We start from the raw sequence: 24,376 nt of genomic DNA on the forward strand, positions 1-24,376 counted from the left end.
GTGCCGCCAAATGCGTGGATAAAATCCCGGGACGCCCTGCGGAAGAAATAAGGATATTCCTGGAAGCACGAGAAAAGGCTGCAAAACCTGTCTCGACACGTTATGGTTTACTCTGATGCCATTCCTCTCATTTTTTGTTGTAGAAGTTGCCGACACGTTGAGCCGTATTGTTTTTCGTTCATTCTCACTCTCCCTTCTCTTGCTGGCTGTCAGCGGTACGATCTGTGCGCAGGTGCAAGACCCTTTCGATCAAAACCGTCTGCCGGATTTAGGCATGACGCCGGAATCCCACGAAGGGGAAAAGCATTTTGCCGAGATGGCCAAAGCGTTTGGCGAAGCCAGCATGAAAAATAACGCTCTGGATACCGGTGAACAGGCGCGGCAATTTGCTTTCGGACAGGTGCGTGATGTGGTCAGCGAGCAGGTTAACCAGCAGCTTGAAAGCTGGCTGTCGGCCTGGGGCAGCGCCAGCGTTGATGTTAACGTCGATAACGAAGGTCATTTTAATGGCAGTCGCGGAAGCTGGTTTATCCCTTTACAGGATAAACAGCGTTATTTGACCTGGAGCCAGCTTGGTCTTACGCAACAGACTGACGGACTGGTAAGCAACATTGGCGTGGGGCAGCGCTGGGCGCAGGATGGCTGGTTTCTTGGCTATAACACCTTTTACGATAATCTGCTGGATGAAAACCTGCAGCGCGCCGGCTTTGGCGCGGAGGCGTGGGGAGAATATTTGCGTTTATCCGCCAACTATTATCAGCCTTTTGCCGACTGGCAGACGCATACAGCGACCTTAGAACAACGAATGGCGCGCGGGTATGATATCAACGCGCAAATGCGGCTGCCGTTTTACCAGCATATCAATACCAGCGTTAGCCTGGAGCAGTACTTTGGCGATAGCGTGGATCTGTTTGACTCCGGTACGGGGTATCACAATCCTGTCGCGTTAAAACTGGGTCTCAACTATACGCCAGTACCTTTGCTTACCGTGACCGCCCAGCACAAACAGGGCGAGAGCGGGGTCAGCCAGAATAACCTGGGACTGACGCTTAACTACCGCTTCGGCGTGTCGCTCAAAAAGCAGCTTGCCGCCAGTGAAGTGGCGCAAAGCCAGTCATTACGCGGTAGCCGCTATGATACGCCGCAACGTAACTCGCTGCCGACAATGGAGTATCGACAGCGTAAAACGTTAACGGTTTTTCTGGCGACGCCGCCCTGGGATCTTACGTCTGGCGAGACGGTGGCGTTAAAATTACAGGTGCGCAGCGTGTACGGCATTCGCCATTTGAACTGGCAGGGCGATACACAGGCATTAAGTTTGACGGCGGGAGCGGACACCGGCAGTACCGAGGGCTGGACAATCATTATGCCGGCCTGGGATCACCGCGAAGGCGCGGCAAATCGCTGGCGTTTATCGGTGGTTGTTGAAGATGAAAAAGGTCAGCGTGTCTCTTCCAATGAGATCACGCTCGCGCTGACTGAACCGTTTATCACGATGCCGGACGATAATCCGCATTGGCAACAGTTCCGGGAGCAATAATTAAAAGATGCGTTCCTGATGCACCCAGACGGCGGCTTCCACGCGCGACTTCAGCTTCATTTTTTTGAGCATATGTTTCACATGCACCTTGACCGTACTTTCGGTGATATCCAGACGCCGGGCAATCATCTTATTCGGCAATCCCTGCGCGATGAGCTTCAGAATATCGCGCTCACGCGGGGTGAGTTGCGTCACATCGCGATCGGTGGTGGCGCGGTTGGCCCGCAGGCTGGCCGCCAGTACCGGCGTTAACGCTTCACTTAATACCATTTCTCCGGCGGCGGCCTGTTGTAACGCTTTGAGCAAGTCCTCAGGCTCCATATCTTTCAACAGATAACCATCCGCGCCGCGCTTTAGCGCCGTGACGACATCTTCTTCATGGTTGGATACGCTGAAAACGACAATACGCCCTGACAGCGCTTTTTCGCGTAATTTATCCAGCGTTTCGAGACCATTCATTCCCGGCATATTCAAATCAAGGAGGATCAGATCGGGATCGAGCGATTCCGCCAGGTCAATACCCTGCTCACCGTTGCTGGCTTCTCCGACCACGCTGATATCGGGCGCCATACTCACAAGCTGCTTTACACCCGTCCGTAACATCGGATGGTCGTCGATTAACAGGATGGTTGCCGGTTCCTGATTATTCATGGGTATCTCCCTGGGTTTCTGTGAAGTTTGTTTCTGGAATAAAAGTAACAGTGACCTCTGTTCCGCCAGTCTCACGTCGGCGTACCTGGCAATCGCCGCGCAAACTTTGCGCCCGATCGCGCATGATGATCATGCCGTAGTGATTACTGCGTTCGGCGTTTTCCGGGACGCCGCAGCCATTATCCTGCACTTTTAGTTTGACCTGTTTGCCACATTGCGTCACTGTCACCACCACATCGTCGGCATGAGAGTGTTTAAGGGCGTTGCTGAGGGCTTCCCTGGCAATTTGCAGCAGGTGTATCGCCTGGTGTGATGGCACCAGGCGGGGGGGAAGCTGATAATCCAGTTTTACCGTAAAGCCAAACCGGGCGCTGAACTCCTGACAGCTTGCCTCCAGCGCCGGACGTAGCCCGGGTTCCGTCAACTGTAACCGGAAAGTGGTTAACAGTTCGCGCAGTTGCGCCCAGGAACAATTCAGCTCATTGCGAATTTGGCTGAGTAACTCACGGCTGCTTTCCGGTAACGCGTCGCCCTGCATTTGCAGGCAGCTCACCTGCATCTTCATACAAGAGAGCGACTGGGCAATAGAATCATGCAGTTCGCGGGCAATGGTGGCACGCTCTTCCATGACAATCAACTGCTGCTGGCGCTCCTGATGCCTGTCGAGCGCCAGAGTCGCGGTAAGCTGTTCAACCAGCGTGTCCACCAACTGTTGCTGATCGTGGCTGAGATGGCGTCCATAGGGCAGCGTCGCCAGCAAAATACCGTATTGGGTGTGAGAGTCGGTGAGCCGCCATTTTAAGGTGGTGCCGCCGTTAATCATCGGCAGGGCGCTACGTGGGCAAAGGTGGCAGCCTTTATCATCGCAACTGATGTCCGACTGACAGGTAAATTCCTGGTGATTATCTTCATCTTCCAGGTCATAGACCCGCAGCTCAATATCATGCAACTGGGTTAAATTTTGCAGGCCATTCAGTACCGGTGAAAGACGTTCACATAGCGGAGCCTGTGAATGCAGTCGGCGGTTGGCTTGCCACAAAAACGAGAGAATCTGGTTTTTATGTTCCAGACCGGCTGTTTTTTCCTGTACGCGCTGTTCCAGTACCGCATAACTTTCGGCCAGTTCTTCAGACATATTATTGAGCGCAGAACCCAACGCGGCCATCTCATTGCGTCCACTGATATTGGCACGTTGGGTAAAGTCGCGCTGACTGACGGCGCGCGCCATTGATAACAACTGTTTCCAGGGCTGCAAAAGGCGAACACGTAGCCAGATAATCGTAAATACCAGCAATAGCGCCATAAAGATCGCCATTACCCGGTGAACTAATACCACGCGTTCGATACGCAATTCAGTCGTATGGTCGAACGACGTCACCAGGCGATCCAGGCCCGCCACAAAGCGCGTGACATCTTCTGCGACCGCGTGCGCGTTTTGCGCGTGCTGTAGCCCTGGCGAGAGTTCGTTATGCCAGTAATCCTGCAACGCTTTAAGCTGCTTCTGCTGCCCGTCTCGCTCAGCGGCGCGGGTCAGTTCCGGGCTGAATGCCGTTTGCTCCATCTCATCCAACAACTTTTGATCTTTAGCATCCAGCGGGACAGCGGCCAGTAGTCGATAGCTTTGCATACGCAATGAGCCCGCTTTATTAATCGCATGAGCGCTACCCTGCACGCCCTGAACCAGCCAGCCGGAAACCGCCATCCCCGCCACGCCGATAGCGGTAGAGAGCATGACAATCAGCGCCAGTTGGTTAACCAGCGTAAGAGGAGAGAAACACCGTTTAAACATGTTACCTTCTTTCTTCGGGGTAATGTCGCCGAAAAAACGTAGCAAAAAAGGGGGCGTCAATCGGCTGTGCCGCTATTCTCAACGATACAGCGGAGTATACCCATACCTATAACGAGTTACTCCTTAATTGCCGCTGTAGAGAGGTATCTGCGACGGGAAGGAGTAGACAGACACAGCATGGTGAAAAACCACAGCTTTTTTACCAAAATAGCCTACTCATTAAGGGTAATAACTATTTTTAGTCGCCGGTGATGACGACTTTTCCTTTGATTTATATCAACTTACCTTCGGCAGTAAACCCTAATGTGGCAGACATCAAATCAAGAATCAGAGGTGTCTATGAGTCACTCATCCGCCCCGGAAAGGGCAACTGGCGCTGTTATCACGGAATGGCGTCCGGAAGATCCGGCATTCTGGCAGCAGCGCGGCCATCGTGTCGCCAGCCGTAATTTGTGGATTTCTGTGCCGTGTTTACTGCTGGCGTTTTGCGTCTGGATGCTATTTAGCGCAGTGGCGGTGAACCTGCCGAAAGTGGGATTTAATTTTACGACCGATCAGCTCTTTATGTTGACTGCGCTGCCATCTGTTTCCGGCGCGCTGCTACGGGTGCCTTACTCCTTTATGGTTCCGCTATTCGGCGGACGTCGCTGGACAGCGTTCAGTACCGGTATCCTCATTGTGCCTTGCGTATGGTTAGGCTTTGCCGTTCAGGATACCAGTACGCCATTTAGCACTTTCATCATTATTTCCTTGCTGTGCGGTTTTGCCGGCGCGAACTTTGCCTCCAGTATGGCGAACATCAGCTTTTTCTTTCCTAAACAAAAGCAGGGCGGTGCGCTGGGTCTGAACGGCGGTCTGGGTAATATGGGCGTGAGCGTGATGCAGTTGGTTGCGCCGCTGGTGGTTTCGCTCTCTATCTTTGCCGCCTTTGGCAGCCAGGGTGTAGAGCAGCCGGACGGTTCTCAGCTCTATCTGGCGAACGCGGCCTGGATTTGGGTGCCTTTCCTGGCCATTTTTACGCTGGCTGCGTGGTTCGGCATGAACGAACTGGCGACGTCTAAGGCCTCGCTAAAAGAGCAACTGCCGGTGCTCAAACGTGGTCATCTGTGGATCATGAGCCTGCTGTATCTGGCAACCTTCGGATCGTTTATCGGTTTCTCCGCTGGTTTCGCTATGCTGTCTAAAACGCAATTTCCGGATGTGCAGATCCTGCATTACGCGTTTTTCGGTCCGTTTATCGGCGCGCTGGCGCGTTCGGCAGGCGGCGCAATTTCTGACCGTCTGGGTGGGACTCGCGTCACGCTTATCAACTTTGTCCTGATGGCGATTTTCAGCGGTCTGCTGTTCCTGACATTACCTACTGGCGGCGTTGGCGGTAGCTTTATCGCATTCTACGGGGTATTTCTGGCGCTATTCCTGACGGCGGGGCTGGGGAGTGGTTCTACCTTCCAGATGATCTCCGTTATCTTCCGTAAACTGACGATGGACCGGGTTAAAGCGGAAGGCGGGTCGGACGAAAGAGCCATGCGTGAAGCGGCGACCGATACGGCGGCGGCGCTGGGCTTTATTTCCGCGATTGGCGCGATTGGCGGCTTTTTTATTCCGAAAGCGTTTGGTTCATCTTTAGCATTAACCGGTTCGCCAGTCGGCGCGATGAAAGTCTTTCTTATTTTCTATATCGCCTGCGTCGTTATTACCTGGGCGGTATATGGACGTCATTCTAAAAATAAAAAGTAACTTTTGATTATCCTTTGCGCGGCGTTAGACCGCGCTTTTTTTTATCTGTATTTAGTTACAACATACTTATAGTCAAGAAGAGAGACGCGGCAGGGCTAACCACGCACATCTTTATCGGTCATCCAGGGGGATACCCCTTAATACCCACTGGTTGAAAATTTAACATTCGTGTCGTGCGTAAATTTAATTTTATGTATTTAAATCAGTAAGATATATAAATAAAACTCCTCCTCCAAAAGGAGTATACAGAAGATTTGCTCGCCATTTACATCCCTGTCCGCCTTGATCGTTATCAATTCCCCCCCCCATTCAGCGCGTTACCTTCGCCCTTAGTTAAGCAATGTCGATTTATCAGAGAGCCGTGAGGCTCCACACAGGAGAAACCCGATGAGTAAATTCCTGGACCGGTTTCGCTACTTCAAGCAGAAGGGCGAAACCTTTGCCGATGGGCACGGCCAGCTTCTCGAAACAAACCGGGACTGGGAGGACGGATACCGCCAACGTTGGCAGCATGACAAAATTGTGCGCTCAACCCACGGGGTGAACTGCACCGGTTCTTGTAGCTGGAAAATTTATGTCAAAAATGGTCTGGTGACCTGGGAAACACAGCAAACCGATTACCCGCGTACCCGTCCTGATATGCCAAACCATGAACCTCGCGGATGTCCGCGCGGCGCAAGCTATTCCTGGTATCTCTACAGCGCTAACCGACTGAAATATCCGCTGATGCGCAAACGTCTGATGAAGATGTGGCGCGAGGCGAAAAAACTGCATCGCGATCCGGTAGAGGCATGGGCCTCTATCATTGAAGATGCGGATAAAGCAAAAAGTTTCAAACAGGCGCGTGGTCGTGGTGGCTTTGTCCGCTCTTCATGGCAGGAGGTTAACGAACTGATCGCCGCTTCCAACGTGTACACCGTGAAAACCTACGGCCCTGACCGGGTGGCTGGCTTCTCACCCATCCCGGCGATGTCGATGGTCTCCTACGCTTCCGGCGCACGTTATCTTTCGCTGATTGGCGGTACCTGCCTGAGCTTCTACGACTGGTACTGCGACCTGCCGCCAGCCTCCCCGCAAACCTGGGGCGAGCAGACTGACGTGCCAGAATCCGCCGACTGGTACAACTCCAGCTATATTATCGCCTGGGGCTCTAACGTGCCGCAAACCCGTACACCGGACGCCCACTTCTTTACCGAAGTACGTTACAAAGGCACCAAAACCGTCGCGGTGACGCCGGACTATGCCGAAATCGCCAAACTGTGCGATTTGTGGCTGGCGCCGAAGCAGGGGACCGATGCGGCGATGGCGCTGGCGATGGGTCACGTCATGTTGCGCGAATTCCATCTGGACAACCCACGCCAGTATTTCACCGATTATGTCCGTCGCTATACCGACATGCCAATGCTGGTGATGCTTGAAGAACGTGATGGTTATTATGCCGCAGGCCGTATGCTGCGCGCTGCCGATCTCGTTGATTCGCTGGGGCAGGAAAATAACCCGGAATGGAAAACCGTCGCCATTAGTAGCAATGGCGAGATGGTGGTGCCGAACGGTTCCATCGGCTTCCGCTGGGGCGAAAAAGGCAAATGGAATCTCGAACAGCGCGACGGGACTACTGGCGCAGAAGCAGAATTGCAGCTTAGCTTGCTGGGCAGTCAGGATGAGATTGCTGACGTGGGCTTCCCGTATTTCGGCGGCGAGGGTTCAGAGTACTTTAATCATGTGGCGCTGGATAACGTACTGCTGCATAAACTGCCGGCGAAACGTCTGCAACTGGCCGATGGTTCTTCAGCGTTAGTCACCACCGTGTATGACCTGACTATGGCGAACTATGGTCTGGAACGCGGCCTGAACGATGAAAATTGTGCCGCCAGTTATGACGATACCAAAGCGTATACGCCAGCATGGGCCGAGCAGATCACCGGCGTGCCGCGGGCGCAGATTATCCGTATCGCACGGGAATTCGCCGATAACGCGGACAAAACGCACGGGCGTTCAATGATTATCGTTGGTGCCGGTCTGAACCACTGGTATCACCTCGATATGAACTATCGCGGGCTGATCAATATGTTGGTGTTCTGTGGTTGCGTTGGCCAGAGCGGTGGCGGTTGGGCGCACTACGTCGGCCAGGAAAAACTGCGTCCTCAGACCGGCTGGCAGCCGCTGGCGTTTGCCCTTGACTGGCAGCGTCCGGCGCGTCACATGAACAGCACCTCTTACTTCTATAACCACTCCAGCCAGTGGCGCTACGAGACGGTGACCGCCGAGGAATTACTGTCGCCGATGGCGGACAAATCCCGCTATAGCGGTCATCTGATTGACTTCAATGTGCGCGCCGAACGTATGGGTTGGTTGCCGTCGGCGCCGCAGTTAGGCACCAACCCGCTGTACATTGCGCGAGAAGCGGAAAAAGCCGGCATGACGCCGGTGGATTATACCGTCAAATCACTGAAAGACGGTTCGATTCGCTTTGCCGCCGAGCAGCCGGAAAACGGCAAAAACCATCCGCGCAACCTGTTTATCTGGCGTTCTAATCTGCTTGGGTCTTCCGGTAAGGGCCACGAGTACATGCTGAAATACCTGCTGGGTACTGAGCATGGTATTCAGGGACTTGATCTGGGCAAACAGGGCGGCGTGAAGCCGGAAGAAGTGGAGTGGGTTGATAACGGCCTTGACGGCAAACTGGATCTGGTGGTGACTCTGGACTTCCGTCTCTCCAGTACTTGCCTGTATTCCGATATCGTACTGCCGACCGCCACCTGGTATGAAAAAGACGATATGAATACCTCGGATATGCATCCGTTTATTCATCCGCTGTCTGCTGCCGTAGATCCGGCCTGGGAATCGAAAAGCGACTGGGATATTTACAAAGGTATTGCGAAGAAATTCTCTGAAGTCTGTGTGGGTCATCTGGGTAAAGAGACTGACGTCGTGACGCTGCCGATCCAGCACGATTCTGCCGCTGAACTGGCGCAGCCGCTGGACGTGAAAGACTGGAAAAAAGGCGAATGCGATCTGATCCCAGGGAAAACCGCGCCGCACATCATGACCGTCGAGCGCGATTACCCGGCGACTTACGAACGTTTTACCTCTATCGGCCCGCTGATGGAGAAAATCGGCAACGGCGGGAAAGGGATTGCCTGGAACACTCAGAGCGAAATGGACCTGCTGCGCAAGCTCAATTACACCAAAGCGGATGGTCCGGCGAAAGGCCAGCCGATGCTCAACACGGCGATTGACGCGGCAGAGATGATCCTGACGTTAGCGCCGGAAACCAACGGTCAGGTGGCGGTGAAAGCCTGGGCGGCGCTGAGCGAGTTTACTGGTCGCGACCATACGCATCTGGCAACCAATAAAGAAGAAGAGAAAATCCGCTTCCGCGATATTCAGGCCCAGCCGCGCAAAATTATCTCCAGTCCGACCTGGTCTGGTCTGGAAGACGAGCACGTTTCCTATAACGCCGGTTATACCAACGTTCACGAGCTGATCCCGTGGCGTACGCTGTCTGGTCGCCAGCAGTTGTATCAGGATCACCAGTGGATGCGCGACTTCGGCGAAAGTTTGCTGGTGTATCGTCCACCGATCGACACCCGCTCGGTGAAAGCGGTGATGGGCCGTAAATCCAACGGCAACCCGGAGAAGGCGCTCAACTTCCTGACGCCGCACCAGAAATGGGGTATCCACTCGACCTACAGCGATAACCTGTTGATGCTGACCTTGTCGCGTGGCGGCCCGATAGTCTGGATGAGCGAAACCGACGCTAAAGATCTGGGTATTGAAGATAACGACTGGATTGAAGTGTTTAACAGCAACGGCGCATTGACCGCACGCGCAGTGGTCAGCCAGCGCGTACCGGCGGGCATGACCATGATGTACCACGCGCAAGAACGTATCGTAAACCTGCCGGGGTCGGAAATTACCCAGCAGCGCGGCGGCATTCATAACTCGGTGACGCGCATTACGCCGAAACCGACCCATATGATCGGCGGCTATGCGCAGTTAGCCTACGGTTTTAACTACTACGGCACCGTCGGTTCTAACCGCGATGAGTTTGTGGTGGTACGTAAGATGAAGAACATTAACTGGTTGGATGGCGAAGGCAATGACCAGGTACAGGAGAGCGTAAAATGAAAATTCGTTCACAAGTCGGCATGGTGCTGAATCTCGATAAGTGCATCGGCTGTCATACCTGTTCAGTCACCTGTAAAAACGTCTGGACCAGTCGCGAAGGTATGGAATATGCGTGGTTCAACAACGTAGAAAGTAAACCGGGCGTTGGTTTTCCAAATGACTGGGAAAACCAGGAAAAATGGAAAGGCGGCTGGATCCGCAAAATCAACGGCAAACTACAGCCGCGCATGGGCAACCGGGCGCTGCTGCTGGGTAAAATCTTCGCTAACCCGCATTTGCCGGGCATCGACGACTACTACGAACCGTTTGATTACGACTACCAGAACCTGCATACCGCGCCGGAAAGCAAACATCAGCCGATCGCCCGTCCACGCTCGTTGATTACCGGCCAGCGGATGGACAAAATTACCAGTGGGCCAAACTGGGAAGAGATTCTGGGCGGCGAGTTTGAAAAACGCGCCAAAGATCAGAATTTCGAAAATATGCAGAAGGCGATGTACGGCCAGTTCGAAAATACCTTCATGATGTATCTGCCGCGCCTGTGCGAGCACTGCCTCAACCCGGCGTGCGTGGCGACCTGCCCGAGCGGTGCGATTTATAAGCGTGAAGAAGACGGCATCGTACTGATCGACCAGGACAAGTGCCGCGGCTGGCGGATGTGTATCACCGGTTGCCCGTACAAGAAGATCTACTTCAACTGGAAGAGCGGCAAGTCCGAGAAGTGCATTTTCTGCTATCCGCGTATCGAAGCCGGTCAGCCGACGGTTTGCTCGGAAACCTGCGTGGGGCGTATCCGCTACCTCGGCGTATTACTGTATGACGCGGATGCTATTGAAAGCGCCGCCAGTACGGAAAACGAAAAAGATCTGTACCAGCGTCAACTGGACGTGTTCCTCGACCCTAACGATCCGGCAGTGATTGAGCAGGCGCTGAAAGACGGCGTGCCGCAGAGTGTGATTGACGCCGCGCAGCAGTCGCCGGTGTACAAAATGGCGATGGACTGGAAACTGGCGCTGCCTCTGCATCCGGAATACCGCACGCTGCCGATGGTCTGGTACGTGCCGCCTCTGTCGCCGATTCAGTCAGCGGCTGACGCGGGTGAACTGGGCAGCAATGGCATTTTGCCGGACGTGGATAGCCTGCGTATTCCGGTGCAGTACCTGGCAAATCTGCTGACCGCAGGCGATACCCAGCCGGTACTGTTGGCACTGAAACGGATGCTGGCGATGCGCCACTACAAACGTGCGGAAACCGTGGACGGTAAAGTGGATACGCGTGCGCTGGAAGAGGTGGGTTTAAGCGAAGCCCAGGCACAGGAGATGTATCGTTACCTGGCGATTGCCAACTACGAAGATCGCTTCGTGGTGCCGAGCAGCCACCGCGAACTGGCGCGTGACGCGTTCCCGGAAAAAAGCGGTTGCGGCTTCACCTTCGGTGACGGTTGCCACGGGTCTGACAGCAAATTCAACCTGTTCAACAGTCGCCGCATTGACGCTGTTGATGTGACCAGCAAAACGGAGCCGCACGCATGATTGAACTCGTCATTGTTTCGCGTCTACTCGAATATCCGGATGCTGCCCTGTGGCAACATCAGCAGGAGCTGTTCAATGCGCTCGCCTCATCTGAACATCTGGATAAAGAAGATGTCCGGACGTTGGTCGTTTTTCTGCGCGATTTAACCGCGCAGGAGATACTGGATGCTCAGGCAAGCTATAGCGAGTTGTTCGATCGTGGTCGTGCAACCTCATTGCTGTTGTTTGAGCATGTACATGGTGAATCTCGCGATCGCGGTCAGGCGATGGTCGATCTGATGGCCCAGTATGAGCAGCACGGCTTACAACTCGACAGCCGCGAGTTACCGGACCATCTGCCATTGTATCTGGAGTATCTGGCGCAGTTACCAAAAAACGAAGCGCTCGGTGGTCTGCAGGATATCGCGCCTATTCTGGCGTTGCTCAGTGCCCGCTTGCAGCAGCGTGAAAGCCGGTATGCGGTATTGTTCGACCTGTTATTAAAGCTGGCCAATACGACGATCGACAGCAACAAAGTCGCCGAAAAAATTGCCGATGAAGTTCGTGATGATACCCCACAGGCGCTGGATGCGGTCTGGGAAGAAGAGCAGGTGAAATTCTTTGCCGATCGGGGCTGCAATGAGTCTGAAATTGCCGCCCATCAGCGTCGTTTTGCCGGTGCCGTGGCACCGCAATATCTAAATATCACCACCGGAGGACAGCACTAATGCACTTCCTGAATATGTTCTTCTTTGACATCTACCCGTACATTGCTGGATCGGTATTCCTGATCGGTAGCTGGTTACGTTACGACTACGGCCAGTACACCTGGCGGGCGGCTTCCAGCCAGATGCTGGATCGCAAGGGGATGAACCTGGCGTCAAACCTGTTCCACATTGGGATTCTGGGTATTTTCGCCGGTCACTTCCTGGGAATGTTAACGCCGCACTGGATGTATGAATCTTTTCTGCCGGTCGACGTGAAGCAGAAGATGGCGATGATTGCCGGCGGCGCTTGCGGCGTGCTGACGCTGGTTGGCGGTATTTTACTGCTCAAGCGTCGTCTGTTCAGCCCACGAGTTCGCGCCACCACTACCGGCGCAGATATTCTGATTCTCTCGCTGTTGGTGATTCAGTGCGCGCTGGGGCTATTAACCATTCCATTCTCAGCGCAGCATATGGACGGTAGCGAGATGATGAAACTGGTCGGCTGGGCGCAGTCCGTAGTGACATTCCACGGCGGGGCGTCTGAACATCTTGACGGCGTGGCATTTATCTTCCGTCTGCATCTGGTGCTGGGGATGACCTTATTCCTGCTGTTCCCGTTCTCGCGTCTGGTACATATCTGGAGCGTGCCGGTTGAGTACCTGACCCGTAAATATCAGCTTGTTCGCGCACGTCACTGATTCCCTTTAACAGGATACTAAACCCTACTTCGGTAGGGTTTTTTTACGCCTGGTTGCTGGATGGCGGTTACGCCTTATCCAGCCTACAGGGAAGCAGGGTTATAGTTTGATGGCGCGATCAGGCGTAGCCGCCATCGGCAATGAGTTCAGGCAATATAATCCAGGTGGGGGATGAAGAAATATGATGTCGTGTGCTTAACGGGGATAACATACGCGACGGAAGTGATGGTGGTGGGGGAAGGATTATTCGTCGCTCCGCTCCTCACCCTTCGGGTCGTTGCCTGCGGCAACGCTTTCTCGCTGCGCTCGAATCGAACCTTAGTCAAAGCTTCTCATCCTTCCCGTACGGAGAGATATGAGGCAGTGTGCTTAACGGGGATAATCTACGCGACGGAAGTGATGGTGGTGGGGGAAGGATTCGAACCTTCGAAGTCGATGACGGCAGATTTACAGTCTGCTCCCTTTGGCCGCTCGGGAACCCCACCAGGGGTAATTCATATTGTAGGTCGTGCTTTGAGATGGTGGTGGGAGAAGGATTATTTGTCGCTCCGCACCTCACCCTTCCCCGATAAGGGCAAACTTCTGCATCGCTCATCGAGTTAACTACATCACTGTAGCGAATAATGGTGGTGGGGGAAGGATTCGAACCTTCGAAGTCGATGACGGCAGATTTACAGTCTGCTCCCTTTGGCCGCTCGGGAACCCCACCACGGGGTAATGCTTAATACTGGCCGGCTTCCTTTTGGGAAGCGGGGCGCATCATATCAAATGACGCGCCGCTGTAAAGCATTCCTTTGCCTGAAATGAACTGTTTGCGTACTTTTCATCCGTAACGGATTAAAGCTAATCAATTCATATTACTGACGATTAAAGAATAATCGTCCGGTTGCCGTAAACAAAGACCCGCTGCGCCAGAACCTGATACAGCGCGCGGCTTAACACGTTTTTCTCAACGTCGCGCCCGGCACGCATCATATCTTCTGCGGTGTAGGTGTGATCCACGTGAATCACATCTTGCATAATGATCGGACCTTCATCCAGATTGTCATTCACATAGTGCGCGGTAGCGCCGATGATTTTCACGCCGCGCTCATAGGCCTGGTGATAAGGACGCGCGCCAATAAACGCAGGCAGAAATGAGTGGTGGATATTGATAATTTTGTTCGGGAAGCGCGCCACAAAATCTGGCGTTAAAACACGCATATACTTGGCCAGCACCACATAGTCTGGTTGATGGGCATCAATGGCGTCCGCCATCTTCCGGTCGTGCTCTTCACGCGTTAATCCCTCATGGCTGACCAGTTCGAAAGGGATCTCAAAACGCTCAACCAGTGAGCGTAACGTCTCATGGTTGCCAATGACCGCGGCGATTTCAACATCCAGTCCGCCATAGTTGGCCTTCATCAGCAGATCGCCCAGACAATGGGCCTCTTTGGTTACCAGAATCACTACCCGACGGCGTCCGGCGGGATTGAGTTCACGAACAGATCCTTCGGGTAAGGCGCTATCCAGATCGGCCAGGAGAGTGGAATCATTGAAGATGCCTTCCAGCTCGGTCCGCATAAAAAAGCGTCCGGTACGATGGTCAACAAATTCATTGTTTTGCACGATATTAAGCTCATGCTTATAGCAAATGTTGGTAATCCGCGCGATAAGACCTTTTTGATCGGGACAAATAGTACGCAGAACTTTACGTTGTAGTGATTGCATTGCCGGAAAAATCCTGTTGAGAGTGTTTGCTGTATCGATACTGTCAGGCGTCACTGGCCGCAGCACTTTTTAAATTTTTTGCCTGAACCGCACGGGCAAGGATCATTTCGACCCAACTGCGGGCGGGTACCGTCAATATAATACCACTTACCGTTTTCTTTGATAAAACGGGAGCGTTCCATAATCGCCCCGGTTTTCCCTTGTTCGGAAAAACGCGCGATAAAACTAACATACCCTGTATTTTCTGCTTCTGACCAGGTATGTTCAAAAATAGTCAGGCCGAGCCACCTGGTATTGGCAAATCCGGCGATGATATCATCGCGAAACGCGGCCGCATTGCAGGTTGGATGCCAGCTCTTAATTAAGTAATCTGCGTCTTTCATCACAAAAGCGCAGTAACGAGAGCGCATGAGATGTGACGGATCGGGTGCTACTCGTTCTCCGGACACAATACGACCACAACATAGGCTATACTCGTCAGCGCTACCACAGGGACAAGGCTGAGACACAATAATCTCCCTGAATATAAAAAACGGCGTTGAACGCCAGGGTGGCGTTATGTTAACTGAGCAGTGGCGATGTTGCTACGTCTTGAAGCCAGGGGAAATCGTTAAATACGATGAGAAAAATGAAAATAGGGCTAGCGCTGGGGTCTGGCGCGGCGAGAGGATGGTCTCATATTGGGGTCATCAAAGCCCTCAAGCAAACAGGCATTGATATTGATATCGTTGCAGGATGCTCAATAGGTTCACTGGTCGGTGCCGCGTATGCCTGTAATAAATTATCGGCGCTTGAACAGTGGGTATGCTCATTCCGCTACTGGGATGTTTTACGCCTGATGGATTTATCATGGGGCAGAGGAGGGTTGCTTCGCGGCGAACGCGTATTTAATCACTATCGGGATATTATGCCCGTTACGGATTTTGACCACTGTTCAAGACGTTTTGGCGCGGTCGCGACGAATCTTAGCACTGGACGAGAGTTATGGTTTACTGAGGGCGATCTACACCTTGCTGTACGTGCGTCGTGCAGTATGCCAGGGCTGATGTCTCCGGTTGAACATAACGGTTACTGGCTGGTGGATGGCGCGGTCGTCAATCCGGTTCCTGTTTCGTTAACCCGGGCGATGGGCGCTGATATCGTTATTGCGGTAGACCTGCAACATGATGCCCACCTCATGCAGCAAGATTTGCTCTCTGTAAATGTAGGGCATATAAATGAAGAGAGTGATGATTCGCTGCCCTGGCATAAGCGTTTAAAAGAACGTTTCAGTATCCTGACTTCACGCCGTGGCGTGAGCTCGCCTGGGGCAATGGAAATCATGACAACGTCCATTCAGGTGTTGGAAAATCGTCTTAAACGTAACCGTATGGCTGGCGATCCGCCTGATATTCTTATTCAACCTTTCTGTCCGCAAATCTCTACGTTAGATTTTCATCGCGCCCATGCCGCTATTGCGGCGGGTCAATTAGCCGTAGAGAAAAAGATGGACGAACTTATACCCTTGGTGCGTACCGTCGTTTAATGTACCTTTTACGATCACTTAAGCAAATTCTGACAGGCGTGAGCGGCAATACCATGCCACTATTGATCAAAGCCAGTCAGGGGAGAGAACATGACGCAGCCATTGGTCGGAAAACAGATTCTTATTGTTGAAGACGAGCCTGTATTTCGCTCGCTTCTGGATTCGTGGTTTTCCTCTTTGGGAGCGACAACGGCATTGGCAGGCGACGGGGTAGATGCCCTGGAGTTGATGGGGAGTTTTACGCCCGATCTCATGATATGTGATATCGCCATGCCGAGAATGAACGGTCTCAAACTGGTAGAAAACTTACGTAATCGCGGAGACCAGACACCTATTCTGGTTATTTCTGCAACAGAAAATATGGCCGATATCGCCAAAGCATTACGCCTTGGGGTTGAAGATGTCTTGCTGAAGCCGGTAAAAGATCTCAACCGCTTGCGGGAAACCGTATTCGCTTGCTTGTACCCCAATATGTTTAATTCGCGGGTTGAAGAGGAAGAACGCTTGTTTCGTGACTGGGATGCGATGGTGAGCAATCCGACTGCCGCAGCGCAATTATTGCAAGAGCTACAGCCCCCGGTACAGCAGGTGATTTCCCACTGCCGCATTAATTACCGGCAGCTTGTCTCTGCCGAGCAGCCTGGACTGGTGCTGGATATTGCGCCGCTTTCTGATAACGAACTGGCATTTTATTGCCTGGACGTCACCCGGGCGGGTGATAACGGCGTGTTAGCTGCATTGTTGCTGCGGGCGCTATTTAACGGTTTATTGCAGGATCAGCTCGGTCAACAAAAGCACCGTTTACCGGAGCTAGGCGCCCTATTAAAACAGGTAAATCATCTGCTCAGACAAGCTAATTTACCCGGTCAATTCCCGTTATTTGTCGGTTACTATCACAGTGGACTCAAAAATTTGATTCTCGTCTCCGCCGGATTGAATGCCACCTTAAATACGGGCGCTCATCAGGTTCAAATCAGCAATGGCGTGCCGTTAGGAACATTGGGCAATGCCTATCTTAACCAATTAAGCCAGCGTTGCGACTCATGGCAGTGTCAAATATGGGGCGCAGGAGGACGTCTGCGATTGATGTTGTCTGCGGAATGACCAAACGGGAGAACGGGAGAAAATTGCTTTACCGGCCTTTCCCGACGAGTGTTACTATCTGCGGCAGATTTATAAGTATTTGTCTTAATTATACCAATATAAGTCCTTTTTGGACCTGAGGCTTGTTCTGGTACTGATATACTGGAACACGATACAGATTAATGAACACGTTCAATACATGAACAGTCCAGGAGAATTTTAAATGGCTGCCCTTAATTCGAAAGTCAAAAAAGCCGTTATCCCGGTTGCGGGATTGGGAACCAGGATGCTGCCAGCGACCAAAGCTATCCCGAAAGAGATGCTGCCGCTGGTTGATAAGCCATTAATTCAGTACGTCGTGAACGAATGTATCGCTGCTGGCATTACTGAAATCGTGCTTGTTACGCACTCGTCTAAAAACTCCATTGAAAACCACTTTGATACCAGTTTTGAACTGGAAGCTATGCTGGAAAAACGCGTTAAGCGTCAGCTTCTGGAAGAAGTTCAGTCTATTTGCCCTCCGCATGTCACTATTATGCAGGTACGTCAGGGGCTGGCAAAAGGCCTGGGTCACGCCGTATTATGCGCACATCCCGTTGTCGGAAACGAACCTGTCGCCGTTATTCTGCCAGACGTTATTCTTGACGAATATGAGTCCGATCTGTCTCAGGATAACCTCGCTGAAATGATCCGCCGTTTCGACGAAACCGGAAATAGTCAAATTATGGTTGAGCCTGTAGAAGATGTGACTGCTTACGGTGTTGTCAATTGCAAAGGCGTTGAGCTGGCGCCGGGTGAAAGCGTGCCTATGGTTGGCGTAGTTGAAAAACCCAAAGCGGATGTCGCGCCGTCTAACCTTGCGATTGTCGGGCGTTATGTACTGAGTGCGGATATCTGGGCGTTATTAGCGAAAACCCCTCCGGGTGCCGGGGATGAAATTCAGTTGACCGATGCTATCGATATGCTGATCGAAAAAGAAACGGTTGAAGCTTACCACATGAAGGGTAAAAGCCATGACTGTGGTAATAAGTTGGGATATATGCAGGCATTCGTTGAATATGGCATCCGTCATAATTCGTTGGGGGCTGAATTTAAAGCCTGGCTTGAAGAAGAAATGGGTATTAAGAAGTAACGTTACGTTATAAATTTTTTAACAGAAGCGCTGGAAAATCCGGCGCTTTTTTTATGTATGTTTGCGTCAGGGGAGAACGCAGACAAAAAAATCCCGCCAGCGGCGGGATTTTAAGCAACCAGGGAGTAAATTATTCCTTGATCAGGAAGTCTTCCAGCTGCTTACCTTGTTCTTCCATTGCTTTTTTGATTACAGCCGGTGTACGACCCTGGCCAGTCCAGGTTTTAGTTTCACCGTTTTCGTCAACATAGCTATATTTAGCCGGACGAGCTGCGCGTTTAGCTTTGGTACCGGATTTAGCGGCAGCCATGCTATTCAGCAGTTCATTCGGGTCAATGCCATCGGCAATTAACATTTCACGGTACTGTTGCAGTTTACGAGTGCGCTCTTCCACTTCAGCAGCAGCAGCGCTTTCTTCTTCACGACGCTCGTTAACGACAACTTCTAATTTCTCCAGCATTTCTTCAAGCGTTTCCAGAGTGCATTCTCTTGCCTGCGCACGAAGAGTACGGATGTTGTTCAGAATTTTAAGTGCTTCGCTCATTGTAGTAATCTCAAACTTATATTGGGGTGGTTTGTTGAGCTAATAATAGAGCGATAAATTCAGTTGTGCAATAGCCAGGAATGTAAGGAATTCAAAATTACGCTTTATTAAGTACACGTCTTAATTATCTCAACTTAAATTTTCCTTGAAGCGACGCACAAAAAAGAGCTTATTGACAGGGGGGATACTCACCTCCGGTCACTAAAAATTTAGGATTCAGGTCACATTTTATCACGATGAAATACGATCTCATTGCAGAGATATCAACCCTTTGTATTAGCTTTCCTTACAAGAAACACCTATTACTTTGCACCAGGTATGAGTAACGGTAACAATAAGTGCAAGGTTTTCATATTGGTGAGGGATGTTAAGCATTGTTGATGAATTTTAACGGCATAATTTGTGAAGGAATGTGTATAGTGAACGATGTTTGCACAATTCTTAATACTCACCGGAGCGCGAGCCGCGCTGTCGCGTGGGTAAATTATGGTACAATCCCGCCAATCTTTATTTCACTCAGGTGAGGTCCTGCGACCAATGGCACAGCTATATTTCTACTATTCGGCAATGAATGCGGGTAAGTCGACTGCACTGCTGCAATCTTCATACAATTATCAGGAACGCGGGATGCGTACCGTCGTATATACGGCAGAAATCGACGATCGTTTCGGCGCAGGCAAAGTCAGCTCTCGTATCGGTTTGTCGTCGCCGGCAAAATTGTTTAACCAAAATACATCCTTGTTTGAAGAGATTCGTGCCGAGAACGCGCGACAGACAATACATTGCGTGTTAGTCGACGAAAGCCAGTTTTTGACTCGCCAGCAGGTTTATCAATTATCCGAGGTTGTCGATAAATTAGATATTCCGGTACTTTGCTATGGGCTACGAACAGACTTTCGTGGGGAGCTTTTTGTCGGCAGTCAATACTTACTGTCATGGTCAGATAAATTGGTGGAATTAAAAACCATCTGTTTCTGCGGTCGTAAAGCCAGTATGGTTCTGCGCCTCGATCAGGATGGCAGACCTTATAACGAAGGCGAACAGGTGGTTATTGGTGGGAATGAACGCTACGTTTCGGTTTGTCGTAAGCATTATAAGGACGCGCTGGAGGAGGGCTCACTGACGGCGATTCAGGAGCGCCATCGGTACATGTGATACCAGGACAGCGTTAGGCTAATAAAATGCCCTGTAGCGCTTTGGGCGTTATTATTCAGGCATACTGGTGGCAGGGGAGTGGCGTGAACACGTAGGTCTGATAAAGCGCAGCGCCATCAGGCATCTGATAAACAGGTAAAACAAAAAAACGGCCTCAATTGAGGCCGTTATAGTCATGCTAAAGCGGATAACGAATTAAGCGGATTTTTTCGCTTTCTTCTCTGCTTTCGGTGAGGCAACGACATCTTTCTTCGCTGTAACTTCACCTTCGGTGAAATCACGACCGTAGTAGGTGTCCAGCAGAATCTGTTTCAGTTCGGAGATCAGCGGATAACGCGGGTTCGCGCCGGTGCACTGGTCATCGAAGGCATCTTCAGACAGTTTGTCCACATTTGCCAGGAAATCAGCTTCCTGAACGCCTGCTTCACGAATGGATTTAGGAATGCCCAGTTCAGCTTTAATATTTTCCAGCCATGCCAGCAGTTTTTCAATCTTAGCGGCAGTACGGTCGCCCGGCGCGCTCAGACCCAGATGGTCAGCGATTTCCGCATAACGACGGCGTGCCTGCGGACGATCGTATTGGCTGAAAGCGGTCTGCTTAGTCGGGTTGTCATTCGCGTTGTAGCGGATAACATTACAAATCAGCAGCGCATTCGCCAGACCGTGGGGAATGTGGAACTGAGAACCCAGCTTGTGCGCCATTGAGTGACATACACCCAGGAAGGCGTTCGCAAACGCGATACCGGCGATAGTGGCTGCACTGTGTACACGCTCACGAGCTACCGGGTTCTTAGAACCTTCATGGTAGGATGCTGGCAGGTTTTCTTTCAGCAGTTTCAGTGCTTGCAGAGCCTGACCGTCAGAGAATTCAGATGCCAGTACAGAAACGTAGGCTTCCAGGGCGTGAGTTACGGCATCCAGACCACCAAATGCGCACAGAGACTTCGGCATTTCCATGACCAGGTTGGCGTCGACAATCGCCATATCCGGGGTCAGCGCGTAGTCTGCTAACGGATATTTCTGACCGGTGGCGTCGTCGGTGACAACGGCGAACGGCGTCACTTCAGAACCAGTACCGGAGGTGGTGGTGACGGCGATCATTTTCGCTTTCACGCCCATTTTCGGGAACTTATAGATACGTTTACGGATGTCCATAAAGCGCAGCGCCAGCTCTTCGAAGTGGGTTTCCGGATGTTCGTACATGACCCACATGATTTTCGCCGCGTCCATCGGGGAACCGCCGCCCAGCGCGATGATCACGTCTGGTTTGAAGGAGTTAGCCAGCTCAGCGCCTTTGCGAACAACAGAAAGGGTCGGGTCAGCTTCAACTTCGAAGAATACTTCGGTTTCAACCCCAGCCGCTTTCAGAACAGATGTGATCTGGTCAGCGTAGCCGTTGTTGAACAGGAAGCGGTCAGTCACGATGAGCGCACGTTTGTGGCCATCGGTAATCACTTCATCCAGCGCGATGGGCAGAGAGCCGCGGCGGAAGTAGATAGATTTCGGAAGTTTGTGCCACAACATGTTTTCAGCTCGCTTAGCAACGGTTTTCTTGTTGATCAGGTGTTTCGGACCAACGTTTTCAGAGATGGAGTTACCACCCCAGGAACCACAACCCAGAGTCAGGGAAGGTGCGAGTTTAAAGTTGTACAGGTCGCCGATACCACCCTGAGAAGCCGGGGTGTTAATCAGAATACGCGCGGTTTTCATCTTCTGACCGAAGTAGTTAACGCGATCCTGCTGGTTGTCCTGGTCGGTGTACAGGCAAGAGGTGTGACCGATACCGCCCATAGCGACCAGTTTTTCTGCTTTTTCTACCGCTTCTTCGAAATCTTTCGCACGGTACATCGCCAGAGTCGGAGACAGTTTTTCGTGTGCGAACGGTTCGCTTTCGTCAACAACCGTGACTTCACCGATCAGAATCTTGGTGGTCTCTGGTACGGAGAAGCCTGCCAGTTCAGCGATTTTGTAGGCTGGCTGACCCACGATAGCGGCGTTCAGCGCGCCATTTTTCAGGATAACATTCTGAACCGCTTTCAGCTCTTGACCCTGCAGCATATAGCCGCCGTGGCTGGCGAAACGTTCGCGAACGGCGTCATAGACGGAGTCAACAACGACCACAGACTGTTCAGAAGCACAGATTACGCCGTTATCGAAGGTTTTGGACATCAGAACAGACGCAACAGCGCGTTTGATATCAGCGGTTTCATCAATAACAACCGGGGTATTGCCTGCGCCTACGCCGATAGCAGGTTTACCGGAGCTGTATGCTGCTTTAACCATACCCGGACCGCCAGTGGCGAGAATCAGGTTAATGTCCGGGTGGTGCATCAGCGCATTAGACAGTTCTACGGAAGGTTGATCGATCCAGCCAATCAGATCTTTTGGCGCACCGGCAGCGATAGCAGCTTGCAGAACAATGTCTGCCGCTTTGTTGGTCGCTTCTTTTGCACGCGGATGCGGGGAAAAAATGATGGCGTTACGGGTCTTCAGGCTAATCAGAGATTTGAAGATAGCGGTAGAGGTCGGGTTAGTGGTTGGAACGATACCGCAAATAATGCCGATAGGTTCTGCGATGGTGATGGTCCCGAAGGTGTCGTCTTCAGACAGCACGCCGCAGGTTTTTTCATCTTTATAGGCGTTGTAAATATATTCAGAAGCGAAGTGGTTTTTAATCACTTTATCTTCGATGATACCCATACCCGATTCGGCAACGGCCATTTTGGCCAGCGGAATTCGGGCATCAGCGGCTGCCAGAGCGGCGGCGCGGAAGATTTTGTCGACCTGTTCTTGAGTGAAACTGGCATATTCACGCTGGGCTTTTTTTACACGCTCTACGAGTGCGTTAAGTTCAGCGACATTAGTAACAGCCATAATGCTCTCCTGATAATGTTAAACTTTTTTAGTAAATCATCTGCGCGATACGTGAGTATAGACAGATCGACGATACTTTGTATAAATACCTGAAATTCAGGTGGTTACTTAACGTCCGTTTCGCTCTGATTTACTAAAAGAGCTTCTGCGTCAGTATCGTTTAACGCTAACGCATTACGTCCAGGTGGCGTTAGCAAGATTACTCACTTCTGAGTAGTGATTGTGTGATCTAAATCAAGTTTACGCAAAGCTGACACCTTTCAGCAGGCCATTTCAACGTTTTACGTTAAGTGTTAATAAAATGTTGTCATGAAGAGTGGGTGGATTAGCATAACTAGTACATATTAATAACAGCGAAGAATGGATGAAATTAGGTGTAGATAAGAGGTGAACTATGCGAATAAAAGGCGTATCTTCTGCGCGTTTTGATCATTAACGAACATTGACTTCATCCGGCTAACGCTTCGGAGCTAACCGTGATTCAAACGCTTTTTGATTTTCCTGTTTACTTTAAGTTTTTTATCGGGCTCTTTGCGCTGGTTAACCCGGTGGGGATTATTCCCGTTTTCATCAGCATGACCAGCTACCAGACGGCCACGGCGCGTAATAAAACTAACCTCACCGCGAATCTGTCGGTGGCGATTATCTTGTGGAGTTCCTTATTCCTCGGAGATGGCATCCTGCAGCTATTTGGCATTTCTATTGATTCGTTCAGAATTGCGGGCGGTATCCTGGTTGTCACCATTGCGATGTCGATGATCAGCGGTAAGCTGGGGGAAGATAAACAAAACAAGCAAGAAAAATCAGAGACGGCCATACGCGAGAGCATTGGCGTTGTGCCGTTAGCGCTACCGTTAATGGCGGGGCCTGGGGCGATTAGCTCCACTATCGTCTGGGGGACGCGTTATCACAGCATCGCGCATTTGCTTGGTTTTTCAGTTGCCATTGCGCTTTTTGCGCTTTGCTGCTGGGGCGTGTTCCGTATGGCGCCGTGGCTGGTCCGTTTGCTGGGGCAAACCGGTATCAACGTTATTACCCGAATCATGGGGTTGTTGTTAATGGCGCTCGGCATCGAATTTATTGTCACAGGAATAAAAGGCATTTTCCCCGGCTTGCTCAATTAAACTCCCTCATTGATTTACAGGCGGCGCCCTAAGGGGCTGCCTTGTGACATTCCCACGTAACACTTCTTACTTTGATACGCATTCAGCATTTAAATGATAAAGAATATTAATATAGCCTAATGCTATTTATTTTTATTAATCAAATCATTATGAACATTACTCAGTCCGTGAGAAGCGGTGCGTCTGTTATTTTATTCACATCATACTCTGGGGCTTGATGAAGGATTATTGAAATGTTATTAGTTGTTTCAGCGCCATCGTAGATTAATGTGCTAAATAATGAGCATTTGTTAAATTTGTGTGTTTTTTTTTTGAGGCGGGCATATCACTACAGAGTGACAAAGAGAGGTTTTTCTACTAACTCATTGATTAAAAATAATAAATTAAAGTTTTTTAACATTGTTTAGCCGTTTTTTGGGCAGGGAATTTTCCATAAAAGAGAATTGGTTAACAAATTTGTAAAAT

General features: G+C 51.2%; 17 protein-coding genes, 2 tRNA genes and 1 other RNA gene. 11 read left to right on the top strand and 9 right to left on the bottom strand.

The window, feature by feature from the left end; all coding sequences use genetic code 11:
• The first annotated feature begins 115 nt into the window (after window positions 1-115).
• Window positions 116-1,540, top strand: a complete 1,425-nt coding sequence (locus AC3G3F_RS04865) for a YchO/YchP family invasin (RefSeq protein ID WP_488394563.1) — start codon at window positions 116-118, stop codon at window positions 1,538-1,540.
• On the opposite strand, the gene narL is transcribed toward AC3G3F_RS04865, so the two are convergent.
• Window positions 1,541-2,191: a two-component system response regulator NarL gene (narL, locus tag AC3G3F_RS04870; RefSeq protein WP_001064598.1), complete on the bottom strand. Its 651-nt coding sequence runs from the start codon at window positions 2,189-2,191 to the stop codon at window positions 1,541-1,543. It lies immediately after the preceding gene.
• Complete coding sequence (narX, locus tag AC3G3F_RS04875; protein WP_203438230.1) at window positions 2,184-3,980, bottom strand: nitrate/nitrite two-component system sensor histidine kinase NarX; 1,797 nt, start codon at window positions 3,978-3,980, stop codon at window positions 2,184-2,186. Before narX ends, narL begins: the two co-directional genes overlap by 8 nt.
• 339 nt (window positions 3,981-4,319) lie before the next feature.
• On the opposite strand from narX, the gene narK reads away from it, so the two are divergent.
• The 5 genes from narK to narI all read left to right on the top strand — a co-directional run bounded on the left by narK (window position 4,320) and on the right by narI (window position 12,764).
• Complete coding sequence (gene narK, locus AC3G3F_RS04880; RefSeq protein WP_070803905.1) at window positions 4,320-5,717, top strand: nitrate transporter NarK; 1,398 nt, start codon at window positions 4,320-4,322, stop codon at window positions 5,715-5,717.
• Between the two features lie 387 nt (window positions 5,718-6,104).
• Window positions 6,105-9,848: a nitrate reductase subunit alpha gene (locus AC3G3F_RS04885; protein WP_053507915.1), complete on the top strand. Its 3,744-nt coding sequence runs from the start codon at window positions 6,105-6,107 to the stop codon at window positions 9,846-9,848.
• Window positions 9,845-11,380, top strand: coding sequence for a nitrate reductase subunit beta (gene narH, locus AC3G3F_RS04890; protein ID WP_023247645.1), 1,536 nt, complete (start codon window positions 9,845-9,847; stop codon window positions 11,378-11,380). Before AC3G3F_RS04885 ends, narH begins: the two co-directional genes overlap by 4 nt.
• Window positions 11,377-12,087 carry a nitrate reductase molybdenum cofactor assembly chaperone gene (narJ, locus tag AC3G3F_RS04895; protein WP_063390498.1) on the top strand — a complete coding sequence of 237 codons (711 nt, stop codon included), beginning with the start codon at window positions 11,377-11,379 and terminating at the stop codon, window positions 12,085-12,087. The genes narH and narJ overlap by 4 nt, the downstream gene beginning before the upstream one ends.
• Window positions 12,087-12,764 (top strand): respiratory nitrate reductase subunit gamma, encoded by a 678-nt coding sequence (gene narI / locus AC3G3F_RS04900; RefSeq protein WP_023178830.1) that lies wholly within the window; start codon window positions 12,087-12,089, stop codon window positions 12,762-12,764. The genes narJ and narI overlap by 1 nt, the downstream gene beginning before the upstream one ends.
• Before the next feature lie 226 nt (window positions 12,765-12,990).
• On the opposite strand, the gene AC3G3F_RS04905 is transcribed toward narI, so the two are convergent.
• The 5 genes from AC3G3F_RS04905 to AC3G3F_RS04925 form a co-directional block, all read right to left on the bottom strand.
• A non-coding RNA gene (locus tag AC3G3F_RS04905) (RtT sRNA) lies at window positions 12,991-13,121 on the bottom strand.
• 43 nt (window positions 13,122-13,164) lie between these two features.
• Window positions 13,165-13,249, bottom strand: a tRNA-Tyr gene (locus AC3G3F_RS04910).
• 139 nt (window positions 13,250-13,388) lie between these two features.
• Window positions 13,389-13,473, bottom strand: a tRNA-Tyr gene (locus AC3G3F_RS04915).
• Between the two features lie 158 nt (window positions 13,474-13,631).
• Window positions 13,632-14,474, bottom strand: a complete 843-nt coding sequence (gene purU / locus AC3G3F_RS04920; RefSeq protein ID WP_001191153.1) for a formyltetrahydrofolate deformylase — start codon at window positions 14,472-14,474, stop codon at window positions 13,632-13,634.
• Between the two features lie 50 nt (window positions 14,475-14,524).
• Window positions 14,525-14,983 carry a YchJ family protein gene (locus AC3G3F_RS04925; RefSeq protein WP_053507918.1) on the bottom strand — a complete coding sequence of 153 codons (459 nt, stop codon included), beginning with the start codon at window positions 14,981-14,983 and terminating at the stop codon, window positions 14,525-14,527.
• A gap of 110 nt (window positions 14,984-15,093) precedes the next feature.
• Here AC3G3F_RS04925 and rssA point away from each other — a divergent pair, with 110 nt between their 5' ends.
• From rssA to galU, 3 genes are all read left to right on the top strand, one after another.
• Complete coding sequence (gene rssA / locus AC3G3F_RS04930) at window positions 15,094-15,999, top strand: patatin-like phospholipase RssA (protein ID WP_070801291.1); 906 nt, start codon at window positions 15,094-15,096, stop codon at window positions 15,997-15,999.
• A gap of 90 nt (window positions 16,000-16,089) precedes the next feature.
• Complete coding sequence (gene rssB / locus AC3G3F_RS04935) at window positions 16,090-17,103, top strand: two-component system response regulator RssB (protein WP_053507919.1); 1,014 nt, start codon at window positions 16,090-16,092, stop codon at window positions 17,101-17,103.
• A 202-nt stretch (window positions 17,104-17,305) separates the two neighbouring features.
• On the top strand, window positions 17,306-18,214 hold the full coding sequence (galU, locus tag AC3G3F_RS04940; RefSeq protein WP_000729452.1) for a UTP--glucose-1-phosphate uridylyltransferase GalU: 909 nt from the start codon (window positions 17,306-17,308) through the stop codon (window positions 18,212-18,214).
• 130 nt (window positions 18,215-18,344) lie between these two features.
• Here galU and hns read toward each other — a convergent pair whose 3' ends face one another.
• Window positions 18,345-18,758 carry a histone-like nucleoid-structuring protein H-NS gene (gene hns / locus AC3G3F_RS04945; RefSeq protein ID WP_001287383.1) on the bottom strand — a complete coding sequence of 138 codons (414 nt, stop codon included), beginning with the start codon at window positions 18,756-18,758 and terminating at the stop codon, window positions 18,345-18,347.
• Between the two features lie 537 nt (window positions 18,759-19,295).
• Between hns and tdk the strand changes: the two genes are divergently transcribed.
• Window positions 19,296-19,913, top strand: coding sequence for a thymidine kinase (tdk, locus tag AC3G3F_RS04950; RefSeq protein ID WP_023246938.1), 618 nt, complete (start codon window positions 19,296-19,298; stop codon window positions 19,911-19,913).
• A 195-nt stretch (window positions 19,914-20,108) separates the two neighbouring features.
• On the opposite strand, the gene adhE is transcribed toward tdk, so the two are convergent.
• Window positions 20,109-22,787: a bifunctional acetaldehyde-CoA/alcohol dehydrogenase gene (adhE, locus tag AC3G3F_RS04955; protein WP_053507920.1), complete on the bottom strand. Its 2,679-nt coding sequence runs from the start codon at window positions 22,785-22,787 to the stop codon at window positions 20,109-20,111.
• A gap of 476 nt (window positions 22,788-23,263) precedes the next feature.
• On the opposite strand from adhE, the gene ychE reads away from it, so the two are divergent.
• The gene (gene ychE / locus AC3G3F_RS04960; protein WP_000616775.1) at window positions 23,264-23,911 is read left to right on the top strand and encodes an NAAT family transporter YchE; all 648 of its coding nucleotides are present in this window, start codon (window positions 23,264-23,266) and stop codon (window positions 23,909-23,911) included.
• Window positions 23,912-24,376 lie beyond the last annotated feature (465 nt).

The organism is Salmonella sp. FC25216 (genome assembly GCF_057751355.1).